This is a genomic window from Streptomyces sp. A1277, from assembly GCF_004795015.1.
Classification (GTDB): Bacteria; Actinomycetota; Actinomycetes; order Streptomycetales; family Streptomycetaceae; genus Streptomyces.
On record NZ_SSBI01000027.1, the window covers coordinates 11,997 to 38,585 of the forward strand.

Genomic DNA, 26,589 nt, shown 5'->3' on the forward strand with positions numbered 1-26,589 from the left:
GTGACCCGGCCCCGCGCGTCCGTTACTGGTTCGCCAGAACCTGGTTGACCTGCTTCTCGGCGGTGGAGAGCAGCTTGTCGACGTCCGCGTTCTTGTTGGTCAGGACGCCGGACATGGCGTTGTCGAGGATCTTGTAGATCTCCTGCGCCTTCGGCGGCTCGGCCTTGCCGGGGACGGGGTTGTCCATGAACGCCTTGAAGTTCTCGACGGGCATCGTCGCGTTCTCGGCGCGGGACGCGTCGTCCTTGGTCTTGCTCTCGCCGAGGAAGAAGTTCGGCTGCGGGAGGCCGACGGGGAGCTTGTCGGCCTTGGTGCGGGCCCAGTCGAACTGGCCCTTGCCGGGGGTGAGGTTCTTGAAGTTGAGCCAGGCGATGGCGGCCTTGATCTGGTCGGGCGAGCTGCCCTTCTTGATCAGGTAGTTGTTGCCGCCGAAGAGGGTGCCCTTGGCGCCGGGGATCGGGCCCAGGCCGAAGGTCTCGTACGAGGCGCCGAGCTGCTGCACCATGTAGGCGATGTCGTCGGGCGCGGCCAGGAACATGCCGAGCTTGTCGCTGGCTATCTGCTTCTGGAGGTCGCCCCACTTGAGCAGCTGGGTCTTGCCCATGCTGTCGTCCTCCCAGCGCATGTCGTGCAGCTGCTGGAGGACCTGCTTGCCGGTGGCGTTGTTGAAGGCGGCCTTCTTGCCGGAGGCGTCGACGATGTCACCGCCGAGACCGAACTGGGTGGCGGCGAAGTGCCATCCGCCGTTGTTGCCGGCGCTGTACTCGCCGTAGCCGGAGATGCCCTTGCCCAGGCCCGCGATCTTCTTGGCGGCCGCGCGGACCTCGTCCCAGGTGGCCGGCGGCTTGTTCGGGTCGAGGCCGGCCTCGGTGAACAGCTTCCGGTTGATCATCAGGCCCATGGTGTAGTTGCTGGTCGGCAGGCCGTAGAGCTTGCCGTCCTTGCGGGCCACGTCGACGACCTGGGGCTGGATGTCCTTCAGCGCGGGCACCGTCTTGTCGGTGACGTACGCGGAGATGTCCTCGGCCCCGTCGTTGTCCAGGACCTGCTGGAGGTCACTGAAGTACGCGTAGAAGACGTCGGGCTGCGACTTCCCCTTCAGCATGGCGGTGAAGCGGGGCGGCTCGTTGCACTGGCCCGGGGTCGACTTCCCGTTGATCGTGACGTTCGGGTACTTCTTGTTGAACGCCTTGATGTCCTCGTTCCACTCGCGCAGCTCCGCGGCCTTGGCCGCCGGCGGCATGCAGTCGATCGAGATCGTCACCTTCGCCTTCGGGTCCAGCGGGGCCGAAGGGTCGGACGACCCCTTGGACGAACTGCTCGAGTCGTCGTCCTTGCTGCTGCTCGTGCCGCAGGAGGCGAGCGAGGTCAGGGCAAGTGCGGTGACAAGGGCAGCCGCGGAGGCACGGCTGATACGGCGTGTGCGGCGCAACCCAGCACTTCTCATCGATGGTCCCCTTTGGGCATGAGCGTGGATGGCCCTCGGCCGACTGACTACCGGGGCGAGGCACACTCAACCAGCGTCGACATGTGAACGCAATATCTCGCGCAGTTTTCGTAAAAGTTTGACAGTGCTCCGCACGCGGCATGCGGGATTCCGCGTGCGCGCAGCACGGAGCGCCGCCCGGCGGACCGGACGGCGCCCCTGTATGCGGTGCTTGTTACGGGTTGATGTTGATCTTCATGGTGGACGTCGTGTTCTTCACGTCCTGGGCGTTGCCGCTGAGCTTGAGCCCGTTGAAGGTGACCTCGCCGACGGCGGGCCCCTGGCCGGCCTCGGGCATCTCGTTGGCCCACAGCCCGAAGCCGGACTTGGCGTCGAACGCGTCACCGCTCTTGCGGGCGCCGGAGATGGAGATGTCGGTCAGGATCGTGTCCTTGATCGGGAACTGCGGCTGACCCCCCACGTAGTTGGTCTGGAACATGATGCCGCTGTACGTCGGGTCGACGATGTCGACGTGGTTGATCCGGATGCCCTGGAAGACCTTGGAGGCGGAGAACAGCCAGATCCCGGGGAAAGTCTGCGTGCCCCAGAAATGACCGCCCGAGCGGACCACGGAGACGTTCTCGATCGTCGTCGGAGTGGTCCCGAAGCCGTTCATCGGGTAGCCGAAGTCCAGCGAGCTGACCGTGATCCCGGAGTAGACCAGGGTGTCCGCGATGCGGATGTTGCGGAAGGTGTTGTCGTAGCCGCCGTAGACGGCGACACCGGCCGCGCGCCAGGTCAGCAGCGAGGTGAGGTTCTCGTAGACGTTGTTCTTCATGTCCGAGCCACCGGAGTCGATCGCCGAGAACAGCGCGAAGCTGTCGTCTCCGGTGGACCGCGACTCGTTGTTGACGACGTGGTTGTCGGTCGAGCCGTTGGTCATGTTGATGCCGTCGGCGAACGTGTCACGGATGCGGGAGTTCTTGATGGTGATGCTGTCGGTGTTGGCGCCCCAGTAGAGGCACACCGTGTGCTCGTTCCAGATGTTGTCGATGGTGATGTCGGAGACGTTGGAGAAGTCGAACACCTTGCCCGGTCCGTCGATGCGCGAGGTGTAGTTCCCGAAGTACGCGAAGTTCGCGAACGTCGAGCCCTTGGCACTGGCCTCGGCCCGGAAGCCGATGTCGGTGTTCTCCTGCGTCGAGGGCGCGTGGAACCTGGTGTACCAGGGCCCCGCCCCGATGACCTTGACGGCCTTGCCGTAGACCTGGAACTTGCTCGCGGTCCCGTAGTCGCCGGCCGGCAGGTAGACGCCCACCAGCTTGCCCGTGGTGTCCATCCGCACCCTGTCCAGGGCGTTCTGGACGTCCTGGTGGGTGAAGCCGGCGGGAACGGTGTAGGCGGCCGGATCCGGGTTGGCGATCTGCGTGGCCTGCTCCAGGCTGACGAAGTCGATCGCGTAGGTGCTGGTGTTCGCCGCGTCCTTCTGGAGCCGGATCTTGCTGCCCGCCGGGACCGTCTTGCCCAGCAGCACGTTCGCCTCGTCGTAGATGTGCCGCGGCGAGCCCGCTCCCGGGGAGTTGCCGGGGCCGGTCTCGGCGCCGTACAGCCACGCGTACTTCGAGGTGAGGTCGATCGCCTTGAGGAAGGTGCCGTCCACGTAGACGTTCAGCTTGGAGTCGATGCCGCCGCCACCCGCGGAGTCCGGGATGGAGTAGCGGGCCACCAGGGTGTTGGTGCTGGCCCTCGTGGTGAACTCGACGTAGTTGCCGGTGTCGTTGAGCGTGACCGCCTTGCGGCCCGATGCCTCGCCCGCGATGTCGCCGACGGTCCTGTTGGGCCCGACGACCTTCGCGCCGCCGCCGGTGACCGCGTCCTCCGCCTCGTAGGTGTCGTACGGCATGTTGGCGCCGCGCCCGACGAAGAACGAGCTGCTGGCGGTGTTGTTCTCGCGCTTGACCGGGAGCTCGTTGGCGTCGTCCGCGATCACCGTCTTCACGGTGTACGAGCCGTTGGCCGCGGTCCACGAGCCCAGGTTCACCGGGGCGGTCGTGGCGCCCGCGGCTATCGCGCCGTTGTAGCTGCCGGTGAGGGTCTTCACCGTGGCGCCCTTGGAGTCGAGCAGGGTCAGGGTGACGGCGTGGCCGCCCGAGGCGGACGCGACCGTGCCCTGGTTCTTGATGGCGACGGAGAAGGTGACGTTGTCGCCCTCGGCCGGGGCGGACGGCGAGGTGGTGACCGCCGAAGGCACCAGGTCGGAGCTGGCGACCGGCTTGACGACGAGCCCGGCCGTGCTGGTGTAGGCGTTGTCGGTCTCGTTCTGCTCGATGATCTCGTTGTCCGGGTCGGCCACGGCACCGAGGGTGTACGTGCCCGCGTCGAGCGCCCCGATGCCGGCGCTCACCTGCGCGGAGGCCCCGGCGGCGAGCGCGCCCACGGAGGCGGTGGCGACCTTGGAGCCGCCGAGCCGGAATTCGAGCTTGCCGGCCGGAGCGGCGAGGGCGCCGGTGTTGCGCACCGTCGCGGTGAGCGTGACCGGGTCCGACTCGACCGGTGCGGCCGGGCTCGCCGTCACCGCGCTGACCTGGAGGTTCGGGTTGGGAGCCGGGGCGCCCAGGACCTGGAACTCCGCGACCTGGCCGGCGGGCGCGCCGGTGTTGGAGGTGAACTTCAGCTGGACGTCGGCGACCCGGGCGTCGACCGGAATGGTCACCGTGTTGCCGCTGCCGGGGCTGAACGCGTAGTCCTTGGCGGCGGCCAGGCTCGTGAAGGACGAGGCGCTCTGTTCACGGCCGAGGACCTGGATGTTCTGGGTCCTGGCCCCCCAGCTGCTGTCCGGGTTGAGCTTGACGACGACGCTCTGGGTGTCGGCGTTGGCGCCCAGCTTCACCGTGAGCGTGTTGGGGTAGCTGCCGCCCGCGCCCTCCCAGTAGGTGGAGAGCTGGTTGTCGTTGGCGTTCTCCGCGACGAACGTGTGGACCACGGAGGAGGCGGTGATGGGCTTGCCGACGGCGAGATTGGAGGCCGCGCCGGTGCTGCCGTTGCGGGTGACGGTGTTGCTGTTGCCCGAGACGTTGCCCGCCGCGTCCTTGGCCCGGACGTAGTACGACACGGTGGTGCCGGCGGGCTGGGTGTCGGTGTAGGTGGTGACATCGCCCGCGACGCTCTTGCGCAGCACGTTGTTGGCGTAGATGTCGTAACCGGTGACGGCCTTGTTGTCGCTGGACGCCTGCCAGACCAGCTTGATCTGCCCGGAGGCCGGCTCGGTGAAGCTCAGGTTCGCCGGTGCGGTCGGCGCCTGGGTGTCACCGGTGCCCCCGCTGCGGGTGACGGTGTTGCTGTTGCCCGAGACGTTGCCCGCCGCGTCCTTGGCCCGGACGTAGTAGGACACGGTGGTGCCGGCCGGGCGGGTGTCGGTGTAGCTGGTGACGTCACCGGCCACGCTGGTCAGCAGGGTGTTGTTCGCGTAGATGTCGTAGCCGGTGACGGCGGTGTCGTCCGTCGAGGGCTTCCAGGTCAGCCGGATCTGTCCGGTGGCCGGTTCGGTGTACGCCAGCTGCGTCGGCGCGGTCGGTGCCTGGGTGTCACCGGACGCGGGGCCGTAGATCTCCAGCTCGGAGACCTGGGCGCCGGGCTGGACGGAGTTGGCGCTGACCAGGACACGCACGTAGCGGGTGGTCGTGGCGTCGAAGGTGATCGTCGCGCTCTCGCCGGCCGTGGGGCTGAAGGTGTACGCCTTGGCCTGTGTCAGGTCGGTGAAGTCCGAGCCGTTGGTGCTGCCCTGGATCTTCAGCGTCTGGCTGCGGGTCTCCCAGCCGTCCGGCAGGCGCAGCACCACCCGGTCGACCCGTACGGACGAGCCGAGGTCGGCCTGGATCCACTGCGGCAGCTCGTTGTTGCGGCTCTCCCAGTAGCTGGCCGGGTTGCCGTCGTTGGCGTGGGCGGCGATGTACGTCTGGGTGTAGCTGCTGGCCGTGAGCGTGCGCCCGGCGGCGAGGTTCACCGAGGACTCCGCCGCCGCCCGGACCTCCAGCTCGGCGAGCTGGCCGTTCTTGGACGCGGTGTTCGCGGTGATGTCGGCCCGTACGAAGCGGGCCTGGGTCGCCGGGAAACTGATGGTGACCTTGTTGGAGTTGCCCGGCGCGAAGGTGTAGGCGGCCGAGGTCTTCAGCGTGGAGAAGCTGGTGCCGTCGATACTGCCCTGGAGGGAGAGCGTCTGGCGGCGGGTCGCCCAGTCGGCGGGCAGCTTCAGCGTGACCTGGTCGATGCGGGCGACCTTGCCCAAGTCGCTCTGCACCCACTGGGGCAGTGACTTCTCCGACCCTTCCCAGTAGGTCGACTGCTGCCCGTCGGCGATGTTCCCGGCCGACTTCCCGCTGCTCGCGGCGGCGCGGTGGCCGGCGGCGATGTCCGGGCCGCCGGCGGCCGAGGCGTTGAGCGCCGGCCAGGCGACCATCATCAGGCTGGTGGAGACGGTCGCGGAAAGGACCCGCCATCTCCATCGTCGCGTTCTCATGTGTCCCCGATCTGCTGCCTCGGCGCAGGGGCGGCCGAGGCGCGGCTCAATCTGCGAACCTGTCAGTACACGAATTCCTGCACTGACAGGATGACCTTTTGCGTTTTGCGGTCAGAGAGTTGCAGAGAATTGACGGGGAGTCCACCGTTCCGACAGAAGAAGGCAAGCCGACGCGCCCGCCCAGCTCAAGCCAACCCGCCTGACAACCAGGGCATTTGGCGAAACGTCGCCCACGCAAACGGCAACGTCCGGTTCACGCAAGTAGTTTGCGCGGCTGTGCAAGCCGCTGAAAGGTGCCAGTTGGGGGGTGGTCGCACCGGGGCGGGAAGCGGGCGGGTCCGGGCACGGCGGAGGGCGGGGCCCGCGACCGCGGACCCCGCCCTTGCGTCCCGTACGCGCTGCGGCTCAGCCGCCGGCGCTCACCCGGAGCGGCGCCACCGGTAGCGCACGTCCGGCTCCTTCTCCTCGTTGCGGCTGCCGTCGTCGAAAGCCACCGCGGTGAACCCGTGGCGCTCGTAGAACGCCCGGGCGCCGGCGTTGCGCTGGAAGGTGTACAGGGTCAGCTCTTCGGCGCCGCCCCGCTGGGCCGCGTCCAGCAGGAGTGAGCCGATGCCGCGGCGGCGCAGCCCGGGGGCGACGTAGAGGTGCTCCAGCCCGGAGCCGTCGAGCGAGACGAAGCCGGCCGCCTCCGAGGCCCCCGCTCCCCCGTCCGCCGGGATCTCGGCCACCCGGACATCGGTGCCGGGCAGCACCACATGGGTCATCCAGGCGAGGGTCGCCTCGTCGCTGTGCACCCGGGCCAGATACGGCATCGCGGCGGCGCGGGAGGCGAGGAACAGGCGGGTGAGCGGGACCGCGTCGTCCGCGCGGGCCTCCCGCAGCAGAACGGGGCGACTGTCCGACGGCATCTGTCGCTCTCCTGTCCGAAGGGCCGCGCCTCGGGGGCTCGGGCACACGGTGATCGAACATACGTCGCGCCCGGTCCCGATCTCCATAGGATAAGAGCGCCCCTCCGGCCGTCGATGCCCGCGCACGGCGCCCGCCCCCTGCCGAGGAAACGACGTAACGGTGTACCAGCCCCACGAGTTCGCACTGACCGAGGACGGCTACCGGGGACCCGCCCCGTCCTGGCGGCCCGGCACCCCCTCCCTGTGGCTCGTGGACACGGACCGGTCAGCCGAGGCGGTCCGCCGGCTGGCACCCGGCGTCCTGGACGCATCGGAGCTCGCCCGGGCGCAGAAGCTGGCCTTCCGGCCCGACCGCGACTGCTACCGGGCCGCACATGTGGCGCTGCGGATGCTCCTCGGCGCGCTGCAGGGGGTCGCCCCGCAGGCGGTCCGGCTGACGCGGGAGCCCTGCCCGACCTGCGACGGCCCGCACGGCCGCCCCGCGACCGGCGGCGGGGTGCACTTCTCGCTCTCGCACACCCGGGGCACGGCCCTGCTGGCCTTCGCGGACGCCCCGGTCGGGGTGGACGTCGAACACGTCCCCGAGGCCCGCATCGTGGCCGAGATCTCCGGGCAGCTGCATCCGGCCGAGGCCGGGGAGCTGGCCGCGCTGCCGGAGGCGGAACGGCCCGCCGCCTTCGCCCGGGTGTGGACCCGCAAGGAGGCGTACCTCAAGGGTGAGGGCGTCGGCCTGGCGGGTGGTCTGCACCGCGAGCACGTGGGCACCGGCCCGCGCCCCCTGAACCCGCCGGGCTGGGACGTCACCGATGTCGCCGTCCCCGCCGGATACGCGGCGGCGGTGGCCGTCGGCACGGCGGGGCGGGCGCCCGCGCACGGCCCCGACCGGCGAAAATGACCGCACGGGCAGATCGCACCGACCGACCGATACGGAGGAGTGGCAGATGCCGCACACACGAGCCGGACAGCAGGCGCGCCCCGAGGACCTGACCGACGTGGCACGGCTGGTGACGGCGTACCACGCGCTGCACCCCGACCCGGCCGAACCCGGCCAGCGGGTGGCGTTCGGCACCTCAGGGCACCGTGGTTCGTCCACGGCCACCGCCTTCAACGAGGACCACATCGCGGCGACGAGCCAGGCCATCAGCGAGTACCGGGCCCGGCAGGGCACCGATGGGCCGCTGTTCCTGGGCGCCGACACGCACGCCCTGTCGGAGCCCGCCCGGGTCACCGCCCTGGAGGTGTTCGCCGCCAACGACGTGAGCGTGCTCATCGACTCCGAGGACGGCTACACCCCGACGCCCGCCGTCTCGCACGCCATCCTCACGTACAACCGCGGCCGCACCTCGGGCCTCGCCGACGGGGTCGTGGTCACCCCGTCCCACAATCCGCCGGGCGACGGCGGGTTCAAGTACAACCCGCCGAGCGGCGGCCCGGCCGGCTCCGAGGCGACCGGCTGGATCCAGGACCGGGCGAACGAGATCATCACCGGCGGCCTCAAGGACGTGCGCCGCATCCCGTACACCCGGGCGCTCGCGGCCCCCACGACCGGCCGCTACGACTTCCTCGGCACCTACGTGTCGGACCTGCCCTCCGTCCTCGACCTGGACGCGGTGCGCGAGGCCGGTGTGCGGATCGGCGCCGACCCGCTCGGCGGGGCCGCGGTCGCCTACTGGGGCCGGATCGCCGAGCAGCACCGGCTCGACCTGACCGTGGTCAACCCGCTGACCGACCCCACCTGGCGGTTCATGACGCTGGACTGGGACGGCAAGATCCGGATGGACTGCTCGTCGCCGTACGCGATGGCCTCGCTGATCGGGCAGAGCGACCGCTTCCAGATCGCCACGGGCAACGACGCCGACGCCGACCGGCACGGCATCGTCACCCCGGACGCCGGTCTGATGAACCCGAACCACTACCTCGCCGTCGCCATCAACTACCTGTACGCGCACCGGGACCGCTGGCCGTCCGGGGCGGGCGTCGGCAAGACCCTGGTGTCGTCCGGCATGATCGACCGGGTCGCCGCCGAGCTCGGCCGGGAGCTGGTCGAGGTGCCGGTCGGCTTCAAGTGGTTCGTGGACGGGCTGTCCGACGGTTCCCTGGGCTTCGGCGGCGAGGAGTCGGCCGGGGCCTCGTTCCTGCGCCGCGACGGCTCGGTGTGGACGACCGACAAGGACGGCATCCTGCTCGCCCTGCTCGCCTCCGAGATCCTCGCGGTCACCGGCCAGTCGCCGTCCCAGCACTACACCGCGCTGACCGCCCGGTTCGGCGAGCCGGCCTACGCGCGGATCGACGCGCCCGCGGACCGCGAGCAGAAGGCGGTACTGGCCCGCCTCTCCCCCGAGCAGGTCGACGCCGACACCCTCGCCGGCGAGCCGGTCACCGCCGTGCTCACCTCGGCGCCCGGCAACGGGGCCGCGATCGGCGGGATCAAGGTGACCACGCAGAACGCCTGGTTCGCCGCCCGCCCCTCGGGCACCGAGGACGTCTACAAGATCTACGCCGAGTCCTTCCGGGGCGCCGAGCACCTCGGCCAGGTCCAGGAGGAGGCCAAGGCCGTGGTCTCGGCGGCGCTGAAGTCCTGAGGCGGGCCGCCCCTCCCGGCCGCGGCGCGCCGGGAGGGGCGGGCGCGCTCTCAGGGCGTCGACACCGCGGGCCTCGGTGCCGTCGCCATGCCGTTCCCGAGGAAGAAACCGGGGTGCGGCGGCTGGTTGCCGCCGCGGCCTCACCCGTTCGCCGCGGCGCGGTGGCGGGCCGGGCCCGGGGCCCCGCAGGCTGTCCGCAGAGCTGCCGATCGACAGGGGTGGCGGAGCCCGTTGGGGGTGCGACGTGTCGGACACCGGTACAACGGCCCCCGGGGCGGGCGCTGCGGACGACATGGCGGGGGTGCTCCTGGACACGCTCTTCAGCCAGTCAGCGGTCGGCCTGCACGTCCTGGACACGGACCTGCGGGTGGTGCGCGTCAACGCCCTGACCGAGGCGGCGAACCCCGAGCGGATCGTGGGGCTGCACTTCACCGAGGCGTACCACCTGGACGACGCCGAGGCGGCCGACCGGATGCTGCGCCAGGTCCTGAAGACCGGCGCGCCCGTGCTCAACCACGTCGCCCGGGGGCGCCTCGCCCACTCCCCCGGGCCCTCCCGCAGCCTGACGGTCACCCTGCACCGCCTGGACGCCTCCGACGGCCGGCCGCTCGGGGTGCTGGCGGCCGTGGTCGACGTCAACGAACGGGAGAAGGCCCGCGTGCGGGCGGACGTGCTGACGGCCGTGCGCAGAGGTGCGGGCCACTCCCTCGACATGGCGGCGACCTGCGAGGGGCTCGTCTCGGCGCTGGTGCCGCAGTTCGCCGACCTGGCCGTGGTCGAGGTGGTGGACGAGGTGCTGCGCGGCGCCGACCCGCCGCTCAGCCCGCTGCGGCGGGACGTCCCGCTGCGCCGGGCCGCCGTGCGGGGGACGGGGACGGACCCGGACAACCTCGTCGGTGAGCTGCGCCGGCTGCCAGAGGCCACCCCGTTCTCCCTCGCCGTCACCGATCTGCGGCCCCGGCTCGTCCAGCTCGGCCCGGACACCCCGTGGCTGGACGCGGACCCGGCCACGCGGCGGACGGTCGAGGAGACCGGGGCGCACTCCCTGATCGTGGCCCCGCTGAAGCTGCACGGCTCCGTGCTCGGGCTGCTGAGCCTGTACCGGCGCCGGGGCGATCCGTACAACGAGCGCGACCTCGCCCTCGCGCTGACCGCCGCCGCCCACGCGGCGCTGAGCATCGAGAACGCGTTGCGCTACGCCCGCGAGCATGTGATCGCCTCGACCGTCCAGCGCCGGCTCCTCCCCCAGCACGACGGCGCCCGGGTCGCCATGGAGACCGCGCACGTGCTGCTGCCGGGCCGCAACAGCGGCTGCTGGTTCGACACCATCGGGCTCTCCGGCGCGCGCACCGCGCTGATCATCGGCAACGTGGCCGGGCACGGCCTGCAGACCGCCATCACCATGGGCCAGTTGCGCACCGTCATCCACGCGCTGGCGGGTCTCGACCTGGAGCCCGACGAAGTGCTGGCCCGGCTCAACGACACGGCGGACCGGCTGGTCGAGGAGCGCAGGTCGCTGCCGCCGGGCGACTCGCTGCACCGCCAGCCGCTGACCGCGACGTGCCTGTACGCGGTCTACGACCCGTTCACCCGGGTCTGCACGGCGGCGCGGGCCGGGCATCCCGCACCGGTCGTCGTGGCCCCCGACGGCCGCCCGCTCGCGCTGGACGTCCCGGAGGGGCCCGCGCTCTTCTCGGAGGACAGCGCTCCCTTCGCGACCGGCTCGGTCGAGCTGGACGAGGGCAGTGTGCTGGCGTTCCTGACGGGGTCGCTGCTGCCCGAGGAGCAGTCGGTAGGGCGGGTCCAGGACGCGCTGGCGTTCCCGGACCGCCCGCTGCGGGAGCTGTGCGACGCCATCGTGTACAACCTGCCGGACGAGGCCGATCCGGACGGGGCGGCGCTGCTGCTCGCCCGGACCGGTGTGGTACCGCCGGAGCGGGTGGCGACCTGGGAGCTGGCCCACGACCGGACCACCCCGGCCGTCGCCCGCACCCTGGTCCGGGACCGGCTGGAGGGCTGGGACCTGGACGAGGACACGATCGAGGCGACCGAACTGATCGTGAGCGAGCTGATCACCAACGCCGTCCGCTACGGCACCCCGCCGCTGCAACTTCGGGTCATGCTGGACCGCACCCTCACCTGCGAGGTCCACGACACCAGCCCGGTGGCCCCGCACCTGCGCCACGCGCGCACGGTCGACGAGGGCGGGCGCGGCCTGTTCATCGTCTCGCAGCTCGCCAACCACTGGGGCACCCGCTACAGCATGGACGGCAAGGCCCTGTGGACCGAGCAGGAGATCCCGGCGGACGAGGGCGCCTGACGGTCCGCCGGCGCCCGGGGCGGCTCCGCTCGCCGTGCGGCGCACCGCGGCCTGGTGTGCCGGGGTGCGCCGCGGGGCGGGTCGCCTACGGGTCAGCGGCGGGGGCCGTGGTGGCGTCCCCAGGACTTGGAGTCGACCTTGTGGCCGCGCGCGTCGCGCAGGGTCGCCGTGTCGCTGTTGTCCCAGACGTAGCGGCGCAGGTCCTGGTAGACGTCGTGGCGGGTGTCGCGGCCGACGCCGGTGTGCACGCGCACCGAGGAGCGGCCGGCCAGCCGCAGGTCGAACCGGTAGGTGCGGTGGCTCTCGTCGCTGAGCGTCCAGCCGCGCAGGTTCACGGCCTGCCGGCCGGTGTTCGTGACGGTGACCCACTCACCGTTCAGGCTCCGGTTCGAGCCGTTGTCGCGGCCGGGGCTGTCGTACTGGATCTTGCCCAGGACGACGGTGGAACGCGGGGCGTGACCGCGGCCGTGGCCGTGGCCGTCGGCTGACGCCGGGAGCGCGGCCGCGGCGACCAGTGCGCCGGATGCGAGAACGGCGGCGGTGATCCGCCGTGCGGAACGGGACATGAAGACCCCTCAGGTGCAGGCCCGGGCCGAGGGGGTCCGGGCGGTTGTTCGGTCCCGGTGTGATGCCGGGAGCCACACCTTGGGCCTGTCGTGGGCCGTGTGGGGACAGCGTCGGGCCGTGTTACGAAGTGCGGACATTTCCGTCACACACGGCTGTAGGCGGCATGGAGGGAAATCTATGGGTACCTGTCAATCCCTGTCCGCTGCAACCAGCCGTACGGCGCCGGGCTGACGGGGGTCCGCCGCCCGGGCGACCGCCTCCCGTGCCCGCACCTGGGACCTGCGGCACGGCCCGCGCGTCCGTAACAAACGACCCGCACCTGCGCCCGAACACCCGCCCCGTTACCGCCGGGAAGGGGGACGGACGTTCCCTCGAACAACGGGTGGGTCCGCCGCTCGCCTACCGGGCCGGCGGCTGTGGCGCGGTCGAGTCGGGCCGGCCGGACCAGCCGAGCAGGACCACCGAGCACACGGCGGCGAACGCGCACCAGGTGGAGATGAACTCCAGCCGCCACAGCGCCGCGCACACCGCGGCCCCGCCCGCGACGAGCACGCCGAGCCAGGCCAGCCGGCGGTCACCGGACAGGAGCAGCGAGCCGACGGTGGCCAGCAGATAGCCCGCCACCAGCAGGCGGGGGTAAGGCAGGTCCAGCGCGTAGCCGAGGGTGTGACCGCGTACCTGCGCCGCCACCGGCCGGGCCGCGAGGCTGTACGCGAGGACGGCGCAGGTCACCATCCCGACCGCCACGGGTACGGCGAGGCGGCGCCGCGCGTGCGCCGGGGCGGCGCACAGCACCCCGAGCGGCACCCACAGCGGCAGCAGCGGCAGGGCGATGACCGCCCAGGCGACGGTGGCCGGGCCGCTTCCGCCGTCCGCGCGCCAGACCGCGGACTCGATGAGCTGGTGCGCCCCGAGGATCACGGGCAGGGCCGCGAGCGGCAGGTCACGGGGCCGCCGGGTGCGCGCCACGCAGGCCACACCGATCGCGGCCACCGCGGTGCCGGCGACCAGATCGGCGGTCGCGCTCCAGCACATAGGGCCCCCCGGGGTCGTCTCCGCCGGCCGGCACCACGCCCGCCGCTGCTCCGCTCACACTGCTTCCCGCGCCCCCGGCGGGGCCCGGCTCCAGGGTCTGTCGTCACATTCCCGTCTGCCGTGCGGGCGGGCCGCGCGGCAGACGGGAATGTGACGACAGACCCTAGGACGAGGCGTCCGACCAGGCGTAGGGCGGCCGCAGCGGCTCGTCCGCGCGGCCCGCGCCCGCCTCGCCGAGCGCGCGGTCGGCCACGCTCATCAGCTGAGCGGCGACATCGTGCATCGCACGGCTGGCCGCGACCTCGTCCCCGATGGTGGGCACGTCCGGGTCCTGCGGGCTGCACCGGGCGATGCCCTGGCCGGTGAGCCTCGCCGAGCCCGTGTCCAGCACCGCCTCCGCCCTGGTCGTCCCGTCCTGCTCGGACAGCTCGACACGCACCGTCCACTCCAGCGTGCGGTTCATCGCATACCTCCCGGCCCGCACCGGCCGGCGGGCGCGGGCCGCCGCACGGGTCCGCTTCCAGCATCCACCCAACCGGCCACCGCCGCCCGCCCGCCGCCTCGGCCTGCGCGCGGCCACCGGCCGAAATAGGATGCAGACACAGCGACGACCGCGGCGGCCGGGCAGCACCGGCCCCGCGCCGTCGGCCCCGGCCCGTCCCGCCCCGACCGACGTCACCGGGGTGCGGCTCATCACCCCCCTGTCCTGCGGAGCGGCCCATGAACCGGCGTCGTCCTCCCCGGTCGGCCAGTGCCGAAGAGCTGCTCACCACCCTCCAGGACCTCACGTCCCGGGCCCGCCGCGAGGTGGAGCTCCACCAGGCGCGGGTGGAGCTGGCCGAGGCGTTGCAGCGCGAGATGCTGCCGCCCGCCCTGCCCTCGCTGCCCGGCCTGCGCACCGCCGCCCGCTACTCCCCCGCGCGCAACGGTCTGGACATCGGCGGCGACTGGTACGACGGGTTCCAGCTCCCCGACGGGACGCTCGCCTTCGCGATCGGCGACGTACAGGGCCATGACGTCGAGGCGGCCGCCTTCATGGGCCAGATCCGCATCGCGATGCGCGCCCTCGCGGTGGCGGCCGCCGATCCGGGCGAGGTGGTGCGCCGCACCAACGACCTGCTGCTCGCCGCGGATTCCAGCCTGCTCGCCACCTGCACCTTCGTCCGTCTCGACCCGGGCACCCGGGAACTGCAGAGCGCCCGGGCCGGTCATGTGGCCGCGGTGTGGGCCACCGCCGACGGCCGGGCCGGCACCACGAGCGACGAGGGCGGGCTGCCGCTGGGGGTCCAGCCCGGCGAGGAGTATCCGGTCACCACCCGCCGGCTCGCGTCCGACGGGGCCTTCGTGCTCCTGACCGACGGGGTGGTGGAGGGTCCGTCCTACCCGCTGGACGAGGGGCTGGACGAGGTGGTGCGGCTGGTGCGCTCCCGGGTGGGTGACGACGCGGACGTGCTGGCCGACGCGATCCTGGGCTCCGCCGAACGCACCGGGCACGAGGACGACGCCGCGGTGCTGGTCCTGCGGCACGAGGGCGTCGCGGCCGCCCCGGGATGAGGCGGCCACCGGCCGCACGTGCGTGTCACACCGCCGTCCGCCACGGGGCCGGTGTCTGATGAGGACCGTGATCCGCAGTGAGAAGACCCGCCGGTACGCCGTGGCGGCCCTGCGCGTCCTGGCCGTCGCGGCCGTCTACTACGGAGCCGGCCGCGTGGGCCTGCTCCGGCAGGTTACCGTGCACGGAGCGATGGTCACCCCGCTGTGGCCGCCGACCGGGATCTCCCTGAGCTGCCTGCTCTACCTGGGGCCGCGCATCTGGCCCGGGATCGCACTCGGGGCGCTGCTCGTCACCGCCCAGCTGGGCGGAGCGGTGACGGCGTCCACCGTGGCGGTGGTGGCTGGCAACACCCTCGCGCCGCTGTGCGCGTACCTGCTGCTGCGCAGGGCCGGCTTCCGCAAGGAGCTGGACCGGCTGCGCGACGGTGTGGTCCTGGTGTTCCTCGGGGCGATGGCCGGCATGGTGATCAGCGCGACGGCGGGAACCTCGATGCTCGTCGTGGACGGCAAGCTGCCCCTCGGCGCCTTCTGGTCGGTCTGGGCCGCCTGGTGGGCCGGCGATGTCATGGGGGTGCTCGTGGTCGCCCCCGTGCTGCTGGTGCTGCGCCGGGTGCGGATGCCCCGCCTCTCGGACCGCTGGACGGAGGCCGGGGCGCTGCTGGTCGTCGCGGTCGTGGGGTCGGTGGTGGCCACCCAGAGCTCGCTGTCGATGCTCTACCTGGTGTTCCCGATCCTCGTCTGGGCCGCCCTGCGCTTCCAGCTCGCGGGCAGCGCGCCCAGCGCCCTGCTGGTGTCCGTCCTGGCGATCGTGGCGGGGACGGACGGGGCCGGCCCGTTCGCCGGCCACACCATCGTGGAGGTCATGATCAACCTCACCGTCCTGAACGGCGCCGTGGCCCTCACCGCACTCCTGCTGGCCGCCATCGTCGCCGAGCAGCAGAACATCCGGCGCCGGATCGAGCGCGCCTGCGAGGAGCTGGCCGAAGTGGTGGACCACCTCGCGCCCGGCAGATCGGCGGCCGCCTGGCCGTCCCGGGCGAAGGACGAGCGCGACCACCGCTGAGCGCGGGTCAGCCCGGGAAGTGCCGGTCCAGGAAGGCGTTGCGGAAAGTACCGGACGGGTCGTGGCGGGCCATCAGCCGCTCGAAGTCCGCGTACCGCGCGTACAGCGTGCGCAGCACCTCGGGGGCCGTGCTGAAGACCTTGCCCCAGTGGGGGCGGGCGCCGAAGGGCGCGAGGGCGTCCTCGATCTCCGCGAGCACCGGCGCGACGGCCGCCGCGTCGGGCACCCAGGTGAAGTGGAACGCCACCGAGTCCCGGCCGCAGGCGGGGCTCAGCCACAGGTCGTCGGCGGCGACGCTGCGGATCTCGGAGATCTGGAGCACCGGGGAGATCCGCTCCCGCAGCCGGGCCAGGGCCTCGTACGCGGCGGCCGCGTCCCGGCGGGCCACGAAGTACTCCGACTGGAGCTCGTCGCCGTTGCTCGGGGTGAACTCCAGCCGGAAGTGCGGCAGCCGCCGGTGCCAGGGGCCGGGTACGCCCTGCTGGCGCGTGCAGTTGCCGGCCGGGACCCCGGGGATCGGGTGCCGCGAACCGTCTGCGAGCCGGGCGCCGAGCCACTCGGCCGGCATCCGCCGCGGCCCCTCGCCGCCCACCCGCTGCTTGAGCCACACCTGACCGACCGGTCCGGGGCTCCAGTCGGTGAAGACGCTGACGCTGTACGCGGCCGACAGCACCTCGTCGAAGCCCGCGGTCAGCGTTGCCTCGGGCAGGTCCTCGTACACCCACTGCTGTACGTCGAAGGCGGGCACCAGGTCCAGCGTCAGGGCGGTCACCACGCCCAGCGCGCCCAGGGACACCACCGCACCGTCGAAGTCCGCGTCCCCGCGGCGCAGGGTCCGCGTCCCGCCGTCGGCCGTCACCAGGTCCAGGGCTCGGACGGAGCCGGCGAGCGAGCGGTTGTCCACGCCCGAGCCGTGTGTCCCGGTGGCGCAGGCCCCGGCGGCCGAGATGTGCGGCAGCGAGCCCAGGTTGTGCAGGGCGAGGCCGCGCTCGTGCAGGGCTGCGGCGAACTCGCCGAAGCGCAGTCCCGCGCTCACGGTGGCCGTCCGCGCCGCCGGGTCGATGTCCACGACGCGCGGGAGCCCGGCGACCGAGACCAGGTCTCCAGAGGTGTCGGCGACCGTGTTGAAGGAGTGCCGGGTGCCCAGGGCGCGTACCGCCTCGGAGGCGGCCACCGTCTCGCGCAGTTCGGCGACCGATCGAGGCACGCACAGCCGCCTCGCGCCGAAAGTGATGTTGCCGGCCCAGTTCATCTCCGCGGGGGTCACCGTGCGTCCCTCTTCCACTCGTGGCCGGGCGCGTTCTCCCGGCACCGCATTCTCCCAGACGGCACGGCACGTCCCTCGGGCGAGCGGGCCGTATACCGTGCCCGCAACCGCACAACCACGTACCGTAGTTTGCGATGCCGAGGTACATATCCGCACACCAGCCGATTGGGGCGCGTCCCACATACCAACAGGTGCGCACAGAACCTGAGATCCGGTACGGAACGGGACAGGTCCGGGATCACCGCGACTGTCTGAACTTCACCGGAACTCCAGCGAAATGCCCCGTGTGTGGATATCGTGCACCGAGCGAGGGCGCATCCGTCAGTCCACAGGATCGGCGGATGCGTTCCGTTTGTGGCGGTGCAACTGTGACTGGGGGGTTCATGGGGCATGTCGAGCTACCCGAATCCGATATACCGAGGTCCGTGGGACTGGCCGGGGCGCCACGTCCGCGGACCGCTTCCGACCTGCCGCGCGGCCAGGGTTTCGACCGGCCGCAGCAGGTCCCGACCGTTCAGCGCGAACGCGGCGCCCGGGCGCCCGGCACCGGTCCCGGCCGGCTGCTGCCCCTGGTCGTCTGCGTCGAGTTACTGGGCCTGGGGTTACCCGGCTGGCTCGTCCTGCGCGCCGGCGGGCAGCCCGGGGCCCTGGCCGGGGCGGTCGCGGCCACCGCGGTGTGGTATGGGGTACGGGCCGGGCGGGGGCGGTACGCGTTACGGTCCCCGGGCCGTCCGACTGGGGCGCTGACCACGCCCGGCGACTGGTTGCTGCTCATCGGCCTGCTGGCGGTGCTCTGGACCGTCGTCGATGCGTCCATCGACCCGGCGGCGGCCGTCGTGGCGCTGATTCCCGGACTCCTGACGGCGGCGGCCGTCTCCTGGGCCCGCCGGTTCATCAGGTCGGGACGGCACAGGACGGTGCGCCGGGTGCTGGTGGTGGGCGAGGCCGCGGGGGTGGACCGGGCGGTGGGGGTGCTCGCCTCCCGGGAGGACCACGGCTATCGCGTCGTGGCGGCCCTTCCGGTGGGCACGGCGGCGCTGACCTGCGAGGCCCCGGTGCCGGGGCGGCTCGCACCGGCGCCCGCCGACGACGACGCCTCCACGGTGCTGGGCGCGGCCTTCGCCCACGACGCGGACCTCGCGCTGGTGGTCCCGGGCCCGCAGTTCGCCGAGGAGCGATTACGCAGACTGTCCTGGGGGCTGCACGACGGCGGGCTGGAGCTGTCCGTGCTCTCGCACCTCTCGGAGACGGCGGCGGACCGGGTCCGCCCCTCCTCGGCGGCCGGGCTGACCCTGCTGCACATCGTGCCGCCGCTGCGCCGGGGGCTCCAGCCGGCCTTGAAGGCGGCGGTGGACCGGACCGGCGCGGCGTGCGGTCTGATCTTCCTGGCTCCGCTGCTGCTGCTGGTCGCTGCGGCGGTCCGGGTCACCTCGAAGGGCCCGGTCTTCCACCGGCAGATCCGCCAGGGGCAGCACAACCGCCCGTTCACCATGTGGAAGTTCCGCACGATGGTGGTGGACGCCGAGCAGCGCAAGGCGCGACTGGCGGCGGTGAACGAGAACGACGGCCCGATGTTCAAGATGCGCCGCGATCCCCGGGTCACCCGCCTCGGCCGGCTGCTGCGCCGCTCGTCCCTGGACGAGCTGCCCCAGCTCATCAACGTCCTCAAGGGTGACATGTCCCTGGTCGGCCCGCGTCCGCCGCTGCCGGACGAGGTGTCCCGCTACGACGAGCGCGAGCTGAGACGGCTCGCGGTGAAGCCCGGGCTCACCGGCCTGTGGCAGGTCAGCGGGCGCTCCGACCTCTCGTGGCAGGAGACCGTCTCGCTCGACCTCTGGTACGTCGACAACTGGTCGGTGGCCACGGACATGGGGCTCATGGCCCGTACGCTGCGCGCCGTCACCGACGGCCGCGGGGCGTACTGAGAGCGGGGGCGGATGCGCGTCAGGGGAAGGGGCCGGGTGGCCCGCCCGTCGTGGACGACGGCGGGCCGCCCGGCCGGGCGGCCGGAGCTACGCTCCCCGCTGCCGGAGCCACCAGGAGTAGGTCCCCGCGATGCCCTCGCGCAGCGGGATCCGCTGCTTGAAGCCGAGGGCGGTCAGCCGGGACACGTCCAGGAGCTTGCGCGGGGTTCCGTCCGGCTTGGCCGTGTCCCAGACGACCTCGCCCTGATACGAGGTCACCTCCGCGATCTGCGAGGCGAGTTCGCGAATCGTCAGGTCCTCGCCGGAACCGACGTTGACGGGTGCGTCCTCGTCGTAGCGCTCCAGCAGCAGGACGCAGGCGGCGGCCAGGTCGTCGACGTGCAGGAATTCGCGGCGGGGGTTTCCCGAACCCCAGAGCGTGACGGCCGGGGCACCCATGTGCCGGGCCTCGTGGAAGCGGCGGATCAGGGCGGGCAGGACGTGCGAGGTCTCCAGGTCGAAGTTGTCGCCGGGGCCGTAGAGATTGGTCGGCATCGCGCTGATGTAGGAGGCGCCGAACTGGCGGCGGTAGGACTGGATCTGCACGATGCCCGCGATCTTCGCGAGGGCGTACGCCTCGTTGGTCGGCTCCAACGGGCCGGTGAGCAGGGCGCTCTCGGGGATCGGCTGGGGGGCCAGCTTCGGGTAGATGCAGGAGGAGCCGAGGAAGAGCAGCCGCTCGGTGCCCGCCGCGTGCGCGCCCGCGATCACGCTCAGCTGGATGCGCAGGTTGTCCTCGATGAACTGCACGGGATACGTGCTGTTGGCCATGATCCCGCCGACCCGGGCGGCGGCCAGCACGACGGCGTCCGGGCGTATCCGGCGCAGAAAGGCGCCGGTCCGCTCGGCGTCCCGCAGATCGAGGCGGTCACGGCCGCACGTGATCACCTCGTGGCCTTCGGCGGTGAGGCGGCGGGTCACCGCCGACCCCACCAGACCGCGGTGGCCGGCGACGAACACGCGGGCGCCCGGGCGTAACAGGGACGGGACGGGTTCCTGGGAAGGGCCGGGGAGATCAGTCGTCATGTTCTCGGATTCTGCCAGCAGCCCGGGGACGCGGTGCCGTTTTGCCGCAGATCGCTCAGAACTTGAAATTTCGTGACCAACTGGCCCTCGGGCGACCGGGGAAGAAGGGGGAAACGTGGCGAAGACCGCGCTCATCACCGGGGTGACCGGACAGGACGGCTCGTACCTGTCGGAGCTGCTGCTCCAGAAGGGATACACGGTCCACGGCCTGATCCGCCGCTCGTCGAGCTTCAACACCGAGCGGATCGACCACATCTACCAGGGCCCGGAGCAGGAGGACCGGTCCTTCGTGCTGCACCACGCCGATCTCGCGGACGGGGTCGCGCTGGTGAACCTGCTGCGGGACATCCGGCCCGACGAGGTCTACAACCTGGGTGCCCAGTCGCACGTCCGGGTCTCCTTCGACGCCCCGCTCTACACGGGCGACGTCACCGGGCTCGGCACGATCCGGCTCCTGGAGGCGGTGCGGGCCAGTGGCATCGACACCCGGGTCTACCAGGCGTCCTCGTCGGAGATGTTCGGGGCCAGCCCGCCGCCGCAGAACGAGCTGACCCCGTTCCACCCGCGCAGCCCGTACAGCGTCGCCAAGGTCTACTCGTACTGGGCGACGGTCAACTACCGTGAGGCGTACGGGATGTTCGCGGTGAACGGGATCCTGTTCAACCACGAGTCGCCGCGCCGCGGGGAGACCTTCGTGACCCGGAAGATCACCCGCGGGGTGGCCCGGATCAAGGCGGGCCTGCAGAGCCGGCTGCACCTGGGGAACCTGGACGCGGTGCGCGACTGGGGTTACGCCCCCGAGTACGTGGACGCGATGTGGCGGATGCTCCAGTGCGACACCCCGGACGACTACGTGGTGGCCACCGGTGAGGGGGTCAGCGTCCGGCAGTTCCTGGAGTACGCCTTCGAGCACGCGGGCCTCGACTGGCGCGAGCATGTGCGCTACGACGCCAAGTACGAGCGCCCCAGCGAGGTGGACGCGCTGATCGGGGACGCCTCCAAGGCCGGGCGGCTGCTGGGCTGGAAGCCGGCCGTGCGGGCGCGGGAGCTGGCCCGGATCATGGTCGACGCCGATGTCCGCCAGCTGGCCGACCAGCTCGCCGGGGCCGCCGTGCGGGTGGACCGGTGAGGTGCCCGGGACGCACGCATACCAGGCCGCCGATCCCCCTCAGCGCCCGGCCGTCGCCCCCCGCGACGGGCCCGGCGACGAACTCCGGCGCGCTCCTGCGCCCCACCGGACACGCGGTGAGGCCGAACGCGCCGGCAGGGGGCGGGCCCCTGGGCCCCGTCTCCTCAGCAACCGCGGCTCACCGGCCGCAGCTCGTTCTCACCTTCGGAGCTGAATGATGAACACACCCACGGGGCGCCGACGCGGCCGGGTGCGGGCCGCGGGTGCGGCGCTCTGCCTGCTCGCCGGGGCCCTGAGCGCCGCCGCCGCGGGCAATTCCCCCGCCGCCGCCCTCACAGCGCCCATCTCGATCACCGCGGACGACCTGTCCACCTGGCAGACCAACGGCATCGTCTGGGCGATGGCCGCGTCCGATGACGGTGTGGTCTACACGGGCGGCACCTTCTCCACCGTACGGCCGCCGGGCGCCGCCTCCGGCACGTCCGAGCGGCCCGCGGTGAACTTCGCCGCGTTCGACGCCGCGACCGGGGCGCCCACCGACTGCTCCCTGTCGTTCACGCTCTCCTCCGGGACCGCGACCGTGCGCTCGCTCGTCCTGTCGCCGGACGGTGAAACCCTGTACGCGGGCGGCCGGTTCGGGTCGGTGAACGGCGTCGGGGTCAGCAATATCGCGGCCATCGACACCGCCACCTGCACCCCGCGCCAGAACTTCAAGGTCGCCGTCTCGGCCACCGTACGGGCGCTCGCGGTCACCGACGACACGGTGTATCTGGGGGGTGACTTCAACACCGTCGCGGGGCAGACCCGCAACAAGTTCGCCGCCGTCACGACCGGTGCCGCGCTGAAGCCGTGGACGGCGAACACCGACGAGGTCGGCCGGGCCGTGGAGGTCACACCGGACGGGCGGCACGTGGTGATCGGCGGGGACTTCTTCACCGTGAACAAGACCACCTCGCACGCGCTCGCCGTGGTGGACGCGACCACCGGCGCGCTGACCAGGAGCTATCCGGGCTTCATCCCGAACACCTCCACCGTGCAGGACCTCACCAGCGACGCCAAGCAGTTCTACACCGCCAACGAGGGCACGGGCGGCGGGGTGTTCGACGGCCGGATCGCGCTCGACCTCACCACCTTCAACCAGGTGTGGCGCGACACCTGCCTGGGCGCGACGCAGGCCCTGCTCGTACACAACGGGGTGCTGTACAGCGGCAGTCACGCCCACGACTGTGCGTCCATGGGCGAATTCCCCGACCAGCCGCGCAAGCACCTGCTGGCCCAGTCGGTGGACGACCCGAAGCTGCTGCCGTGGTTCCCCGACACCAACGACGGGATCGGGGAGCCGGTCGGTCCGCGCGTGATGGCGCAGACGGACAAGAGCGGCCACCGCTACCTGTGGGTGGGCGGCGAGTTCACGACCGTCAACAGCAAGGCGCAGCAGGCGCTGACCCGGTTCGCCGACGGCCCGGACACCGGGGCGCCCTGGGTGCCCAACGTCAGCGTCTCCACGGTCGCCCCGGACAAGGTGGACGTGAACTGGCAGACGAGCTTCGACACGGATGACGGGGAGCTCACGTACCGGATCTACAAGGACGGGGCGAGCACTCCCGTCCACACCACGACGGGCTACTCGGTGTTCTGGGACCGTCCGCAGCTGCGGTGGACGGACACCGCCGTCGCACCGGGCGAGACGCACACCTACCGGATCACCGCGAGCGACGGCACCAACACCAGCGCCAAGTCGCCCGCCGTGAGCGCGACGGTGACGGCCAAGGCCGAGAGCTATCCGGCCAGGGTGCTCTCCGACGGAGCGACCCTGTACTGGCGCTACGACGAGGGCACGTCCACCTTCGCCGCCGACACGGGGGCGGGGCTCGACAACGGCTTCCTGCGCAACACGCCCTCCTACCGGCAGACCCCGGCTGCGGTGTCCGGGCCCTCGACCGCCATCGGGTTCAACGGGACCACCCAGTACGCGTACAGCAACCGGAGCCGGTCCCAGACCACGAAGTTCTCCGTGGAGACCTGGATCAAGACGACGACGACCCGGGGCGGGAAGATCATCGGCTTCGGGACCAACACCATGGAACTGAGCGGCAAGTACGACAAGCATGTGTACATGCTCAACAACGGGCGTCTGGCCTTCGGCACCCACAAGGGTGGCGGCGGCGGCCAGACCGTCAGCACGACCGGGGCCTACAACGACGGTGCCTGGCACCATGTGGTCGCCACCCAGGGTTCCGGCGGCATGGCCCTGTACGTGGACGGACAGCTCCGCGCCTCGAACACGCAGTACACCACGAACGAGAGCTACACCGGCTACTGGCGGGTGGGTGGGGACAACCTCGCGACCTGGCCGAACCGTCCGACGAGCAACTTCTTCGCCGGCCAGATCGACGAGACCGCCGTGTACCCGGCCGCGCTGACCGCTGCCCAGGTCAGTGCCCACTACGCGCTGAGGACGGGCGGATGAGAAACCCGTTCCTGGCCGGCGCCGTCGTCGTGGTCACGACGGCGGCGCTGGCCGCCTGCGGCTCGTCCGGCGGCGGGGGCGGGGACGAGGCGGCGGGCCCCGGTCCGGCCGCCGCCTCCGGCCCCGCGGCCCCGTCCGAGCCCGTGACCGGTTCCGGGGCGGGGTCACAGGACTCCGCACCGGCCGGGCCACGAGCCTCCCGCAGCAGCGAGCCGCCCAAGATCCCCAGCGACCGGCTGACGCCTGCCACCGGCACGTTCACCAAGAAGCAGAAGGAGTATCTGACCGGCCGGGTGCCCGTGGGCATGGACCCGGCGGCGGTGCTGCAGAGCGGGCAGGAGTCCTGCGACCGGCTGACCTACCTGGTCAAGGTGGACCGGGACCTCGCGGCCGGCGCCGTCGTGGCGGGTGAGGTCTCCGACGCGGAGTCCGCCGCCGCACACCTGTGCACCCGGCACCGGGAGCTGGTGGAGCGGGCCTCGCACGGGTACGCCGACGGCGTCCACCGGGGCGAGGAGCTGCGGCCCGGCCGCTACCGCGACGTCTCCCCCACCGCGAGGTGCACCTGGGAGGTCACCGGGCCCGGGGGCAACGTCCTGGTGTCCGGCTCCTCCGCCGACGGGAAGCGGACCACGATCACCGTCCCGAAGGCGGCCCTCGCCTTCACCTCCACAGGCTGCTACGCCTGGCTGCCCGAAGGGGACAACGGATGAACAGACTCCCGATAGCCGTGGCCATCCCCACCAAGAACGAGGGGCTCAACATCGCGGAGGCGGTGCGGTCGGTCATCGACCACTTCGAGGCGGTCGTCGTCGTCGACTCGCACAGCAGCGACGACACGGCGAAGATCGCCGCGGAGTGCGGCGCCGAGGTCGTCCTCTACACCTGGGACGGCGGCCATCCCCGGAAGAAGCAGTGGTGCCTGGACCATGTCCGCACGGACCTGGACTGGATCCTGCTGCTCGACGGGGACGAACGGCTCAGCCCCGGGCTGCTGGCCGAACTGCGGGAGATCTTCGCCGACCCGGGCACGCCGAAGCCCGCGGCGTACGACATCCCGCTCGGGTACTGGTTCTCGGGGAGGCGGCTGCGGCACGGCTACACCATCCGCAAACGCTCCCTGACCGACCGCACCCGCAGCCACTACCCCGAGGTCGGCGACCTGGACGCGCCCGGGATCGGCGAGGTGGAGGGGCACTACCAGCCGGTCGCGCAGAGCACGGCGGCCCTGCGCCACCCGATCGAGCACCAGGACCTGGACCCGGTGACCGCCTGGTTCGAGCGGCACAACCGGTACTCGGACTGGGAGGCGTGGCTGGAACATCATCCGGAGGTCAAGGAGCAGGTGCGCCGGGCCAAGTCCCGGCAGGGGCAGCTGTTCCACAAGGCGCCGTTCAAACCGCTGGTGTCGTTCATGTACATGTACGTGTACCGGCGGGGGTTCCTCGACGGGCGGGCGGGCTTCGACTTCGCCCTGGCGATGAGCTTCTACCGGTGGCAGATCGCGCTCAAGTCGCGCGAGAGACCGTCTGCTTGACGCGGCGGGCCGCTCTCCGGCGGACCACGTCCTCGTAGGTCCGCCGGAGGGTCCGCGTCACCACCTCGATGGTGAAGTGCTCGTTGACCAGGTCCCAGGCGGCCTGCCCCGCCTTCGCGTTGGCCTCGGGCTCCAGCAGCTCCAGGATCGCCCGCGCGACCTTCCGTGCGTTGGCCTCGTCCTCGCCTGCCCTGCTGTCGATCACCCGGCCGGCCCCGGCCCGTGCCACGTCGGGGCCGAGGCCGCAGGTGCGGGTGATGACCGCCGGGGTGCCGACGGACATCGCTTCGAGTACGGAGACGCCGAGGGGTTCCTCGATCGACGGCAGGACGTACACATCGGCCCGGCGCCCCGCCGCCAGCACCTCTTCGTGGCCGAGCGGCCCGACGTGGTCCAGCGAGCCCAGGACGCCGAGCTCGCGGGCCAGTTCGAGCGTGCCGGGCAGGGCGCCGGTGTCGGGGCCGGCCAGGACGAAGCGGGCGTCCGGGTGCTCGGCGAGGACGGTGGGCATCGCCGCGACGAAGTCCTGGGGGCGCTTGCGCTCCTGGATGCGGGCGAGGAACAGCACGGTCGGCGGGCGCCCGGGCTCGCGGGCGGGCTTGAACTCCTGCGGGCGCACCCCGTTGACCAGGCGCACGGTCCGGGTGAGCGCCACGGGGGCGGCGACGGCGTTGACGTCGATCCGCTCGGCCTCGGTGAGGTGGAGCACCGCGTCGGCGCCACGCAGGACCCTGCGCACGCCCAGCAGGTCGGTCAGCTGGGCGACCCGTTTCCCGGTGGGGTCCACCATGCCGTGGGTCTGCACGACGAGTGGTGTGCCGGTGGCCAGGGCGAGCAGGGCGGCGGGCAGGGTCACCAGGTCGCGCATCAGGTGGACGTGGACGAGGTCGGCGCCGCGCATCATGCGGCGCGCGGCCCTCAGCAGGGCGCCGGAGGTGATGCCGCTGACCTCGAACACCGGCAGCAGGTGGCGGGCTTGGAAGAGGTGGACGGGCACCCCCTCCACCTCGTCGGGCAGCGGGCCGTCGAAGCCGTCGCCCAGGGCCATGATCCGGGCGTCGTCGCCCTGGGCGCGCTGGACCTTGGAGAGGTTCAGGGCCACCCGGGTCGGACCGCCGAAGGCGTGGTCCGGAGTGTGCAGCGTGACGATGTGCAGGATCTTCACCAGGGTCCCCCTCGCCCTCGTCCGGCCCCGCACAGACTAGTCGTCACGTCTTCTCAAGTG

Annotated in this window: 19 protein-coding genes; 10 read left to right on the forward strand and 9 right to left on the reverse strand. The window is 72.0% G+C overall.

All coding sequences use genetic code 11. The features are described 5' to 3' along the window. Nucleotides 1–22: 22 nt before the first annotated feature. The 3 genes from E6R18_RS19205 to E6R18_RS19215 all read right to left on the reverse strand — a co-directional run bounded on the left by E6R18_RS19205 (nucleotide 23) and on the right by E6R18_RS19215 (nucleotide 6,850). On the reverse strand, nucleotides 23–1,447 hold the full coding sequence (locus E6R18_RS19205) for an extracellular solute-binding protein (protein ID WP_136318125.1): 1,425 nt from the start codon (nucleotides 1,445–1,447) through the stop codon (nucleotides 23–25). A gap of 214 nt (nucleotides 1,448–1,661) precedes the next feature. Beyond that, nucleotides 1,662–5,942: a discoidin domain-containing protein gene (locus E6R18_RS19210; RefSeq protein ID WP_206308320.1), complete on the reverse strand. Its 4,281-nt coding sequence runs from the start codon at nucleotides 5,940–5,942 to the stop codon at nucleotides 1,662–1,664. A gap of 419 nt (nucleotides 5,943–6,361) precedes the next feature. Continuing rightward, complete coding sequence (locus E6R18_RS19215; protein WP_136318126.1) at nucleotides 6,362–6,850, reverse strand: GNAT family N-acetyltransferase; 489 nt, start codon at nucleotides 6,848–6,850, stop codon at nucleotides 6,362–6,364. A 160-nt stretch (nucleotides 6,851–7,010) separates the two neighbouring features. Between E6R18_RS19215 and E6R18_RS19220 the strand changes: the two genes are divergently transcribed. From E6R18_RS19220 to E6R18_RS19230, 3 genes are all read left to right on the forward strand, one after another. After that, complete coding sequence (locus tag E6R18_RS19220) at nucleotides 7,011–7,745, forward strand: 4'-phosphopantetheinyl transferase superfamily protein (protein ID WP_136318127.1); 735 nt, start codon at nucleotides 7,011–7,013, stop codon at nucleotides 7,743–7,745. Between the two features lie 46 nt (nucleotides 7,746–7,791). Next, complete coding sequence (pgm, locus tag E6R18_RS19225; protein ID WP_136318128.1) at nucleotides 7,792–9,432, forward strand: phosphoglucomutase (alpha-D-glucose-1,6-bisphosphate-dependent); 1,641 nt, start codon at nucleotides 7,792–7,794, stop codon at nucleotides 9,430–9,432. Between the two features lie 244 nt (nucleotides 9,433–9,676). Then, nucleotides 9,677–11,752, forward strand: a complete 2,076-nt coding sequence (locus E6R18_RS19230; RefSeq protein WP_136318129.1) for a SpoIIE family protein phosphatase — start codon at nucleotides 9,677–9,679, stop codon at nucleotides 11,750–11,752. 92 nt (nucleotides 11,753–11,844) lie between these two features. Here E6R18_RS19230 and E6R18_RS19235 read toward each other — a convergent pair whose 3' ends face one another. The 3 genes from E6R18_RS19235 to E6R18_RS19245 all read right to left on the reverse strand — a co-directional run bounded on the left by E6R18_RS19235 (nucleotide 11,845) and on the right by E6R18_RS19245 (nucleotide 13,817). Next, nucleotides 11,845–12,318: a lamin tail domain-containing protein gene (locus E6R18_RS19235; RefSeq protein WP_136318130.1), complete on the reverse strand. Its 474-nt coding sequence runs from the start codon at nucleotides 12,316–12,318 to the stop codon at nucleotides 11,845–11,847. Nucleotides 12,319–12,718: 400 nt separating this feature from the next. Continuing rightward, nucleotides 12,719–13,354: a DUF6629 family protein gene (locus tag E6R18_RS19240; RefSeq protein ID WP_136318131.1), complete on the reverse strand. Its 636-nt coding sequence runs from the start codon at nucleotides 13,352–13,354 to the stop codon at nucleotides 12,719–12,721. A gap of 163 nt (nucleotides 13,355–13,517) precedes the next feature. Further along, nucleotides 13,518–13,817, reverse strand: a complete 300-nt coding sequence (locus tag E6R18_RS19245; RefSeq protein WP_136318132.1) for a DUF1876 domain-containing protein — start codon at nucleotides 13,815–13,817, stop codon at nucleotides 13,518–13,520. Nucleotides 13,818–14,074: 257 nt separating this feature from the next. On the opposite strand from E6R18_RS19245, the gene E6R18_RS19250 reads away from it, so the two are divergent. Together E6R18_RS19250 and E6R18_RS19255 are read left to right on the forward strand one after the other, a co-directional pair. Continuing rightward, a complete protein-coding gene (locus E6R18_RS19250; protein WP_136318133.1) occupies nucleotides 14,075–14,908 on the forward strand; it encodes a PP2C family protein-serine/threonine phosphatase in 834 nt (277 codons plus the stop codon). A gap of 67 nt (nucleotides 14,909–14,975) precedes the next feature. Further along, entirely contained in the window at nucleotides 14,976–15,971 is a 996-nt protein-coding gene (locus tag E6R18_RS19255) for an MASE1 domain-containing protein (RefSeq protein WP_136318134.1), read from the forward strand. Nucleotides 15,972–15,978: 7 nt separating this feature from the next. Here the strand turns inward: E6R18_RS19255 and E6R18_RS19260 are convergent, their stop codons facing one another. Then, complete coding sequence (locus E6R18_RS19260) at nucleotides 15,979–17,238, reverse strand: FAD-binding protein (protein ID WP_136318135.1); 1,260 nt, start codon at nucleotides 17,236–17,238, stop codon at nucleotides 15,979–15,981. A 425-nt stretch (nucleotides 17,239–17,663) separates the two neighbouring features. Between E6R18_RS19260 and E6R18_RS19265 the strand changes: the two genes are divergently transcribed. After that, complete coding sequence (locus E6R18_RS19265) at nucleotides 17,664–19,163, forward strand: sugar transferase (protein WP_136318136.1); 1,500 nt, start codon at nucleotides 17,664–17,666, stop codon at nucleotides 19,161–19,163. An 87-nt stretch (nucleotides 19,164–19,250) separates the two neighbouring features. Here the strand turns inward: E6R18_RS19265 and E6R18_RS19270 are convergent, their stop codons facing one another. After that, on the reverse strand, nucleotides 19,251–20,228 hold the full coding sequence (locus E6R18_RS19270; RefSeq protein WP_136318137.1) for a GDP-L-fucose synthase: 978 nt from the start codon (nucleotides 20,226–20,228) through the stop codon (nucleotides 19,251–19,253). 115 nt (nucleotides 20,229–20,343) lie between these two features. On the opposite strand from E6R18_RS19270, the gene gmd reads away from it, so the two are divergent. From gmd to E6R18_RS19290, 4 genes are all read left to right on the forward strand, one after another. Then, a complete protein-coding gene (gene gmd / locus E6R18_RS19275; RefSeq protein ID WP_136318138.1) occupies nucleotides 20,344–21,357 on the forward strand; it encodes a GDP-mannose 4,6-dehydratase in 1,014 nt (337 codons plus the stop codon). A gap of 217 nt (nucleotides 21,358–21,574) precedes the next feature. Beyond that, entirely contained in the window at nucleotides 21,575–23,827 is a 2,253-nt protein-coding gene (locus E6R18_RS19280) for a LamG domain-containing protein (protein ID WP_136318139.1), read from the forward strand. Next, on the forward strand, nucleotides 23,824–24,540 hold the full coding sequence (locus E6R18_RS19285; RefSeq protein ID WP_136318140.1) for a hypothetical protein: 717 nt from the start codon (nucleotides 23,824–23,826) through the stop codon (nucleotides 24,538–24,540). Before E6R18_RS19280 ends, E6R18_RS19285 begins: the two co-directional genes overlap by 4 nt. Beyond that, entirely contained in the window at nucleotides 24,537–25,364 is an 828-nt protein-coding gene (locus tag E6R18_RS19290; RefSeq protein WP_136318141.1) for a glycosyltransferase family 2 protein, read from the forward strand. The genes E6R18_RS19285 and E6R18_RS19290 overlap by 4 nt, the downstream gene beginning before the upstream one ends. On the opposite strand, the gene E6R18_RS19295 is transcribed toward E6R18_RS19290, so the two are convergent. After that, nucleotides 25,336–26,529, reverse strand: coding sequence for a glycosyltransferase (locus E6R18_RS19295; protein ID WP_136318142.1), 1,194 nt, complete (start codon nucleotides 26,527–26,529; stop codon nucleotides 25,336–25,338). The two genes, E6R18_RS19290 and E6R18_RS19295, sit on opposite strands and share 29 nt — an antisense overlap. Nucleotides 26,530–26,589: the final 60 nt, after the last annotated feature.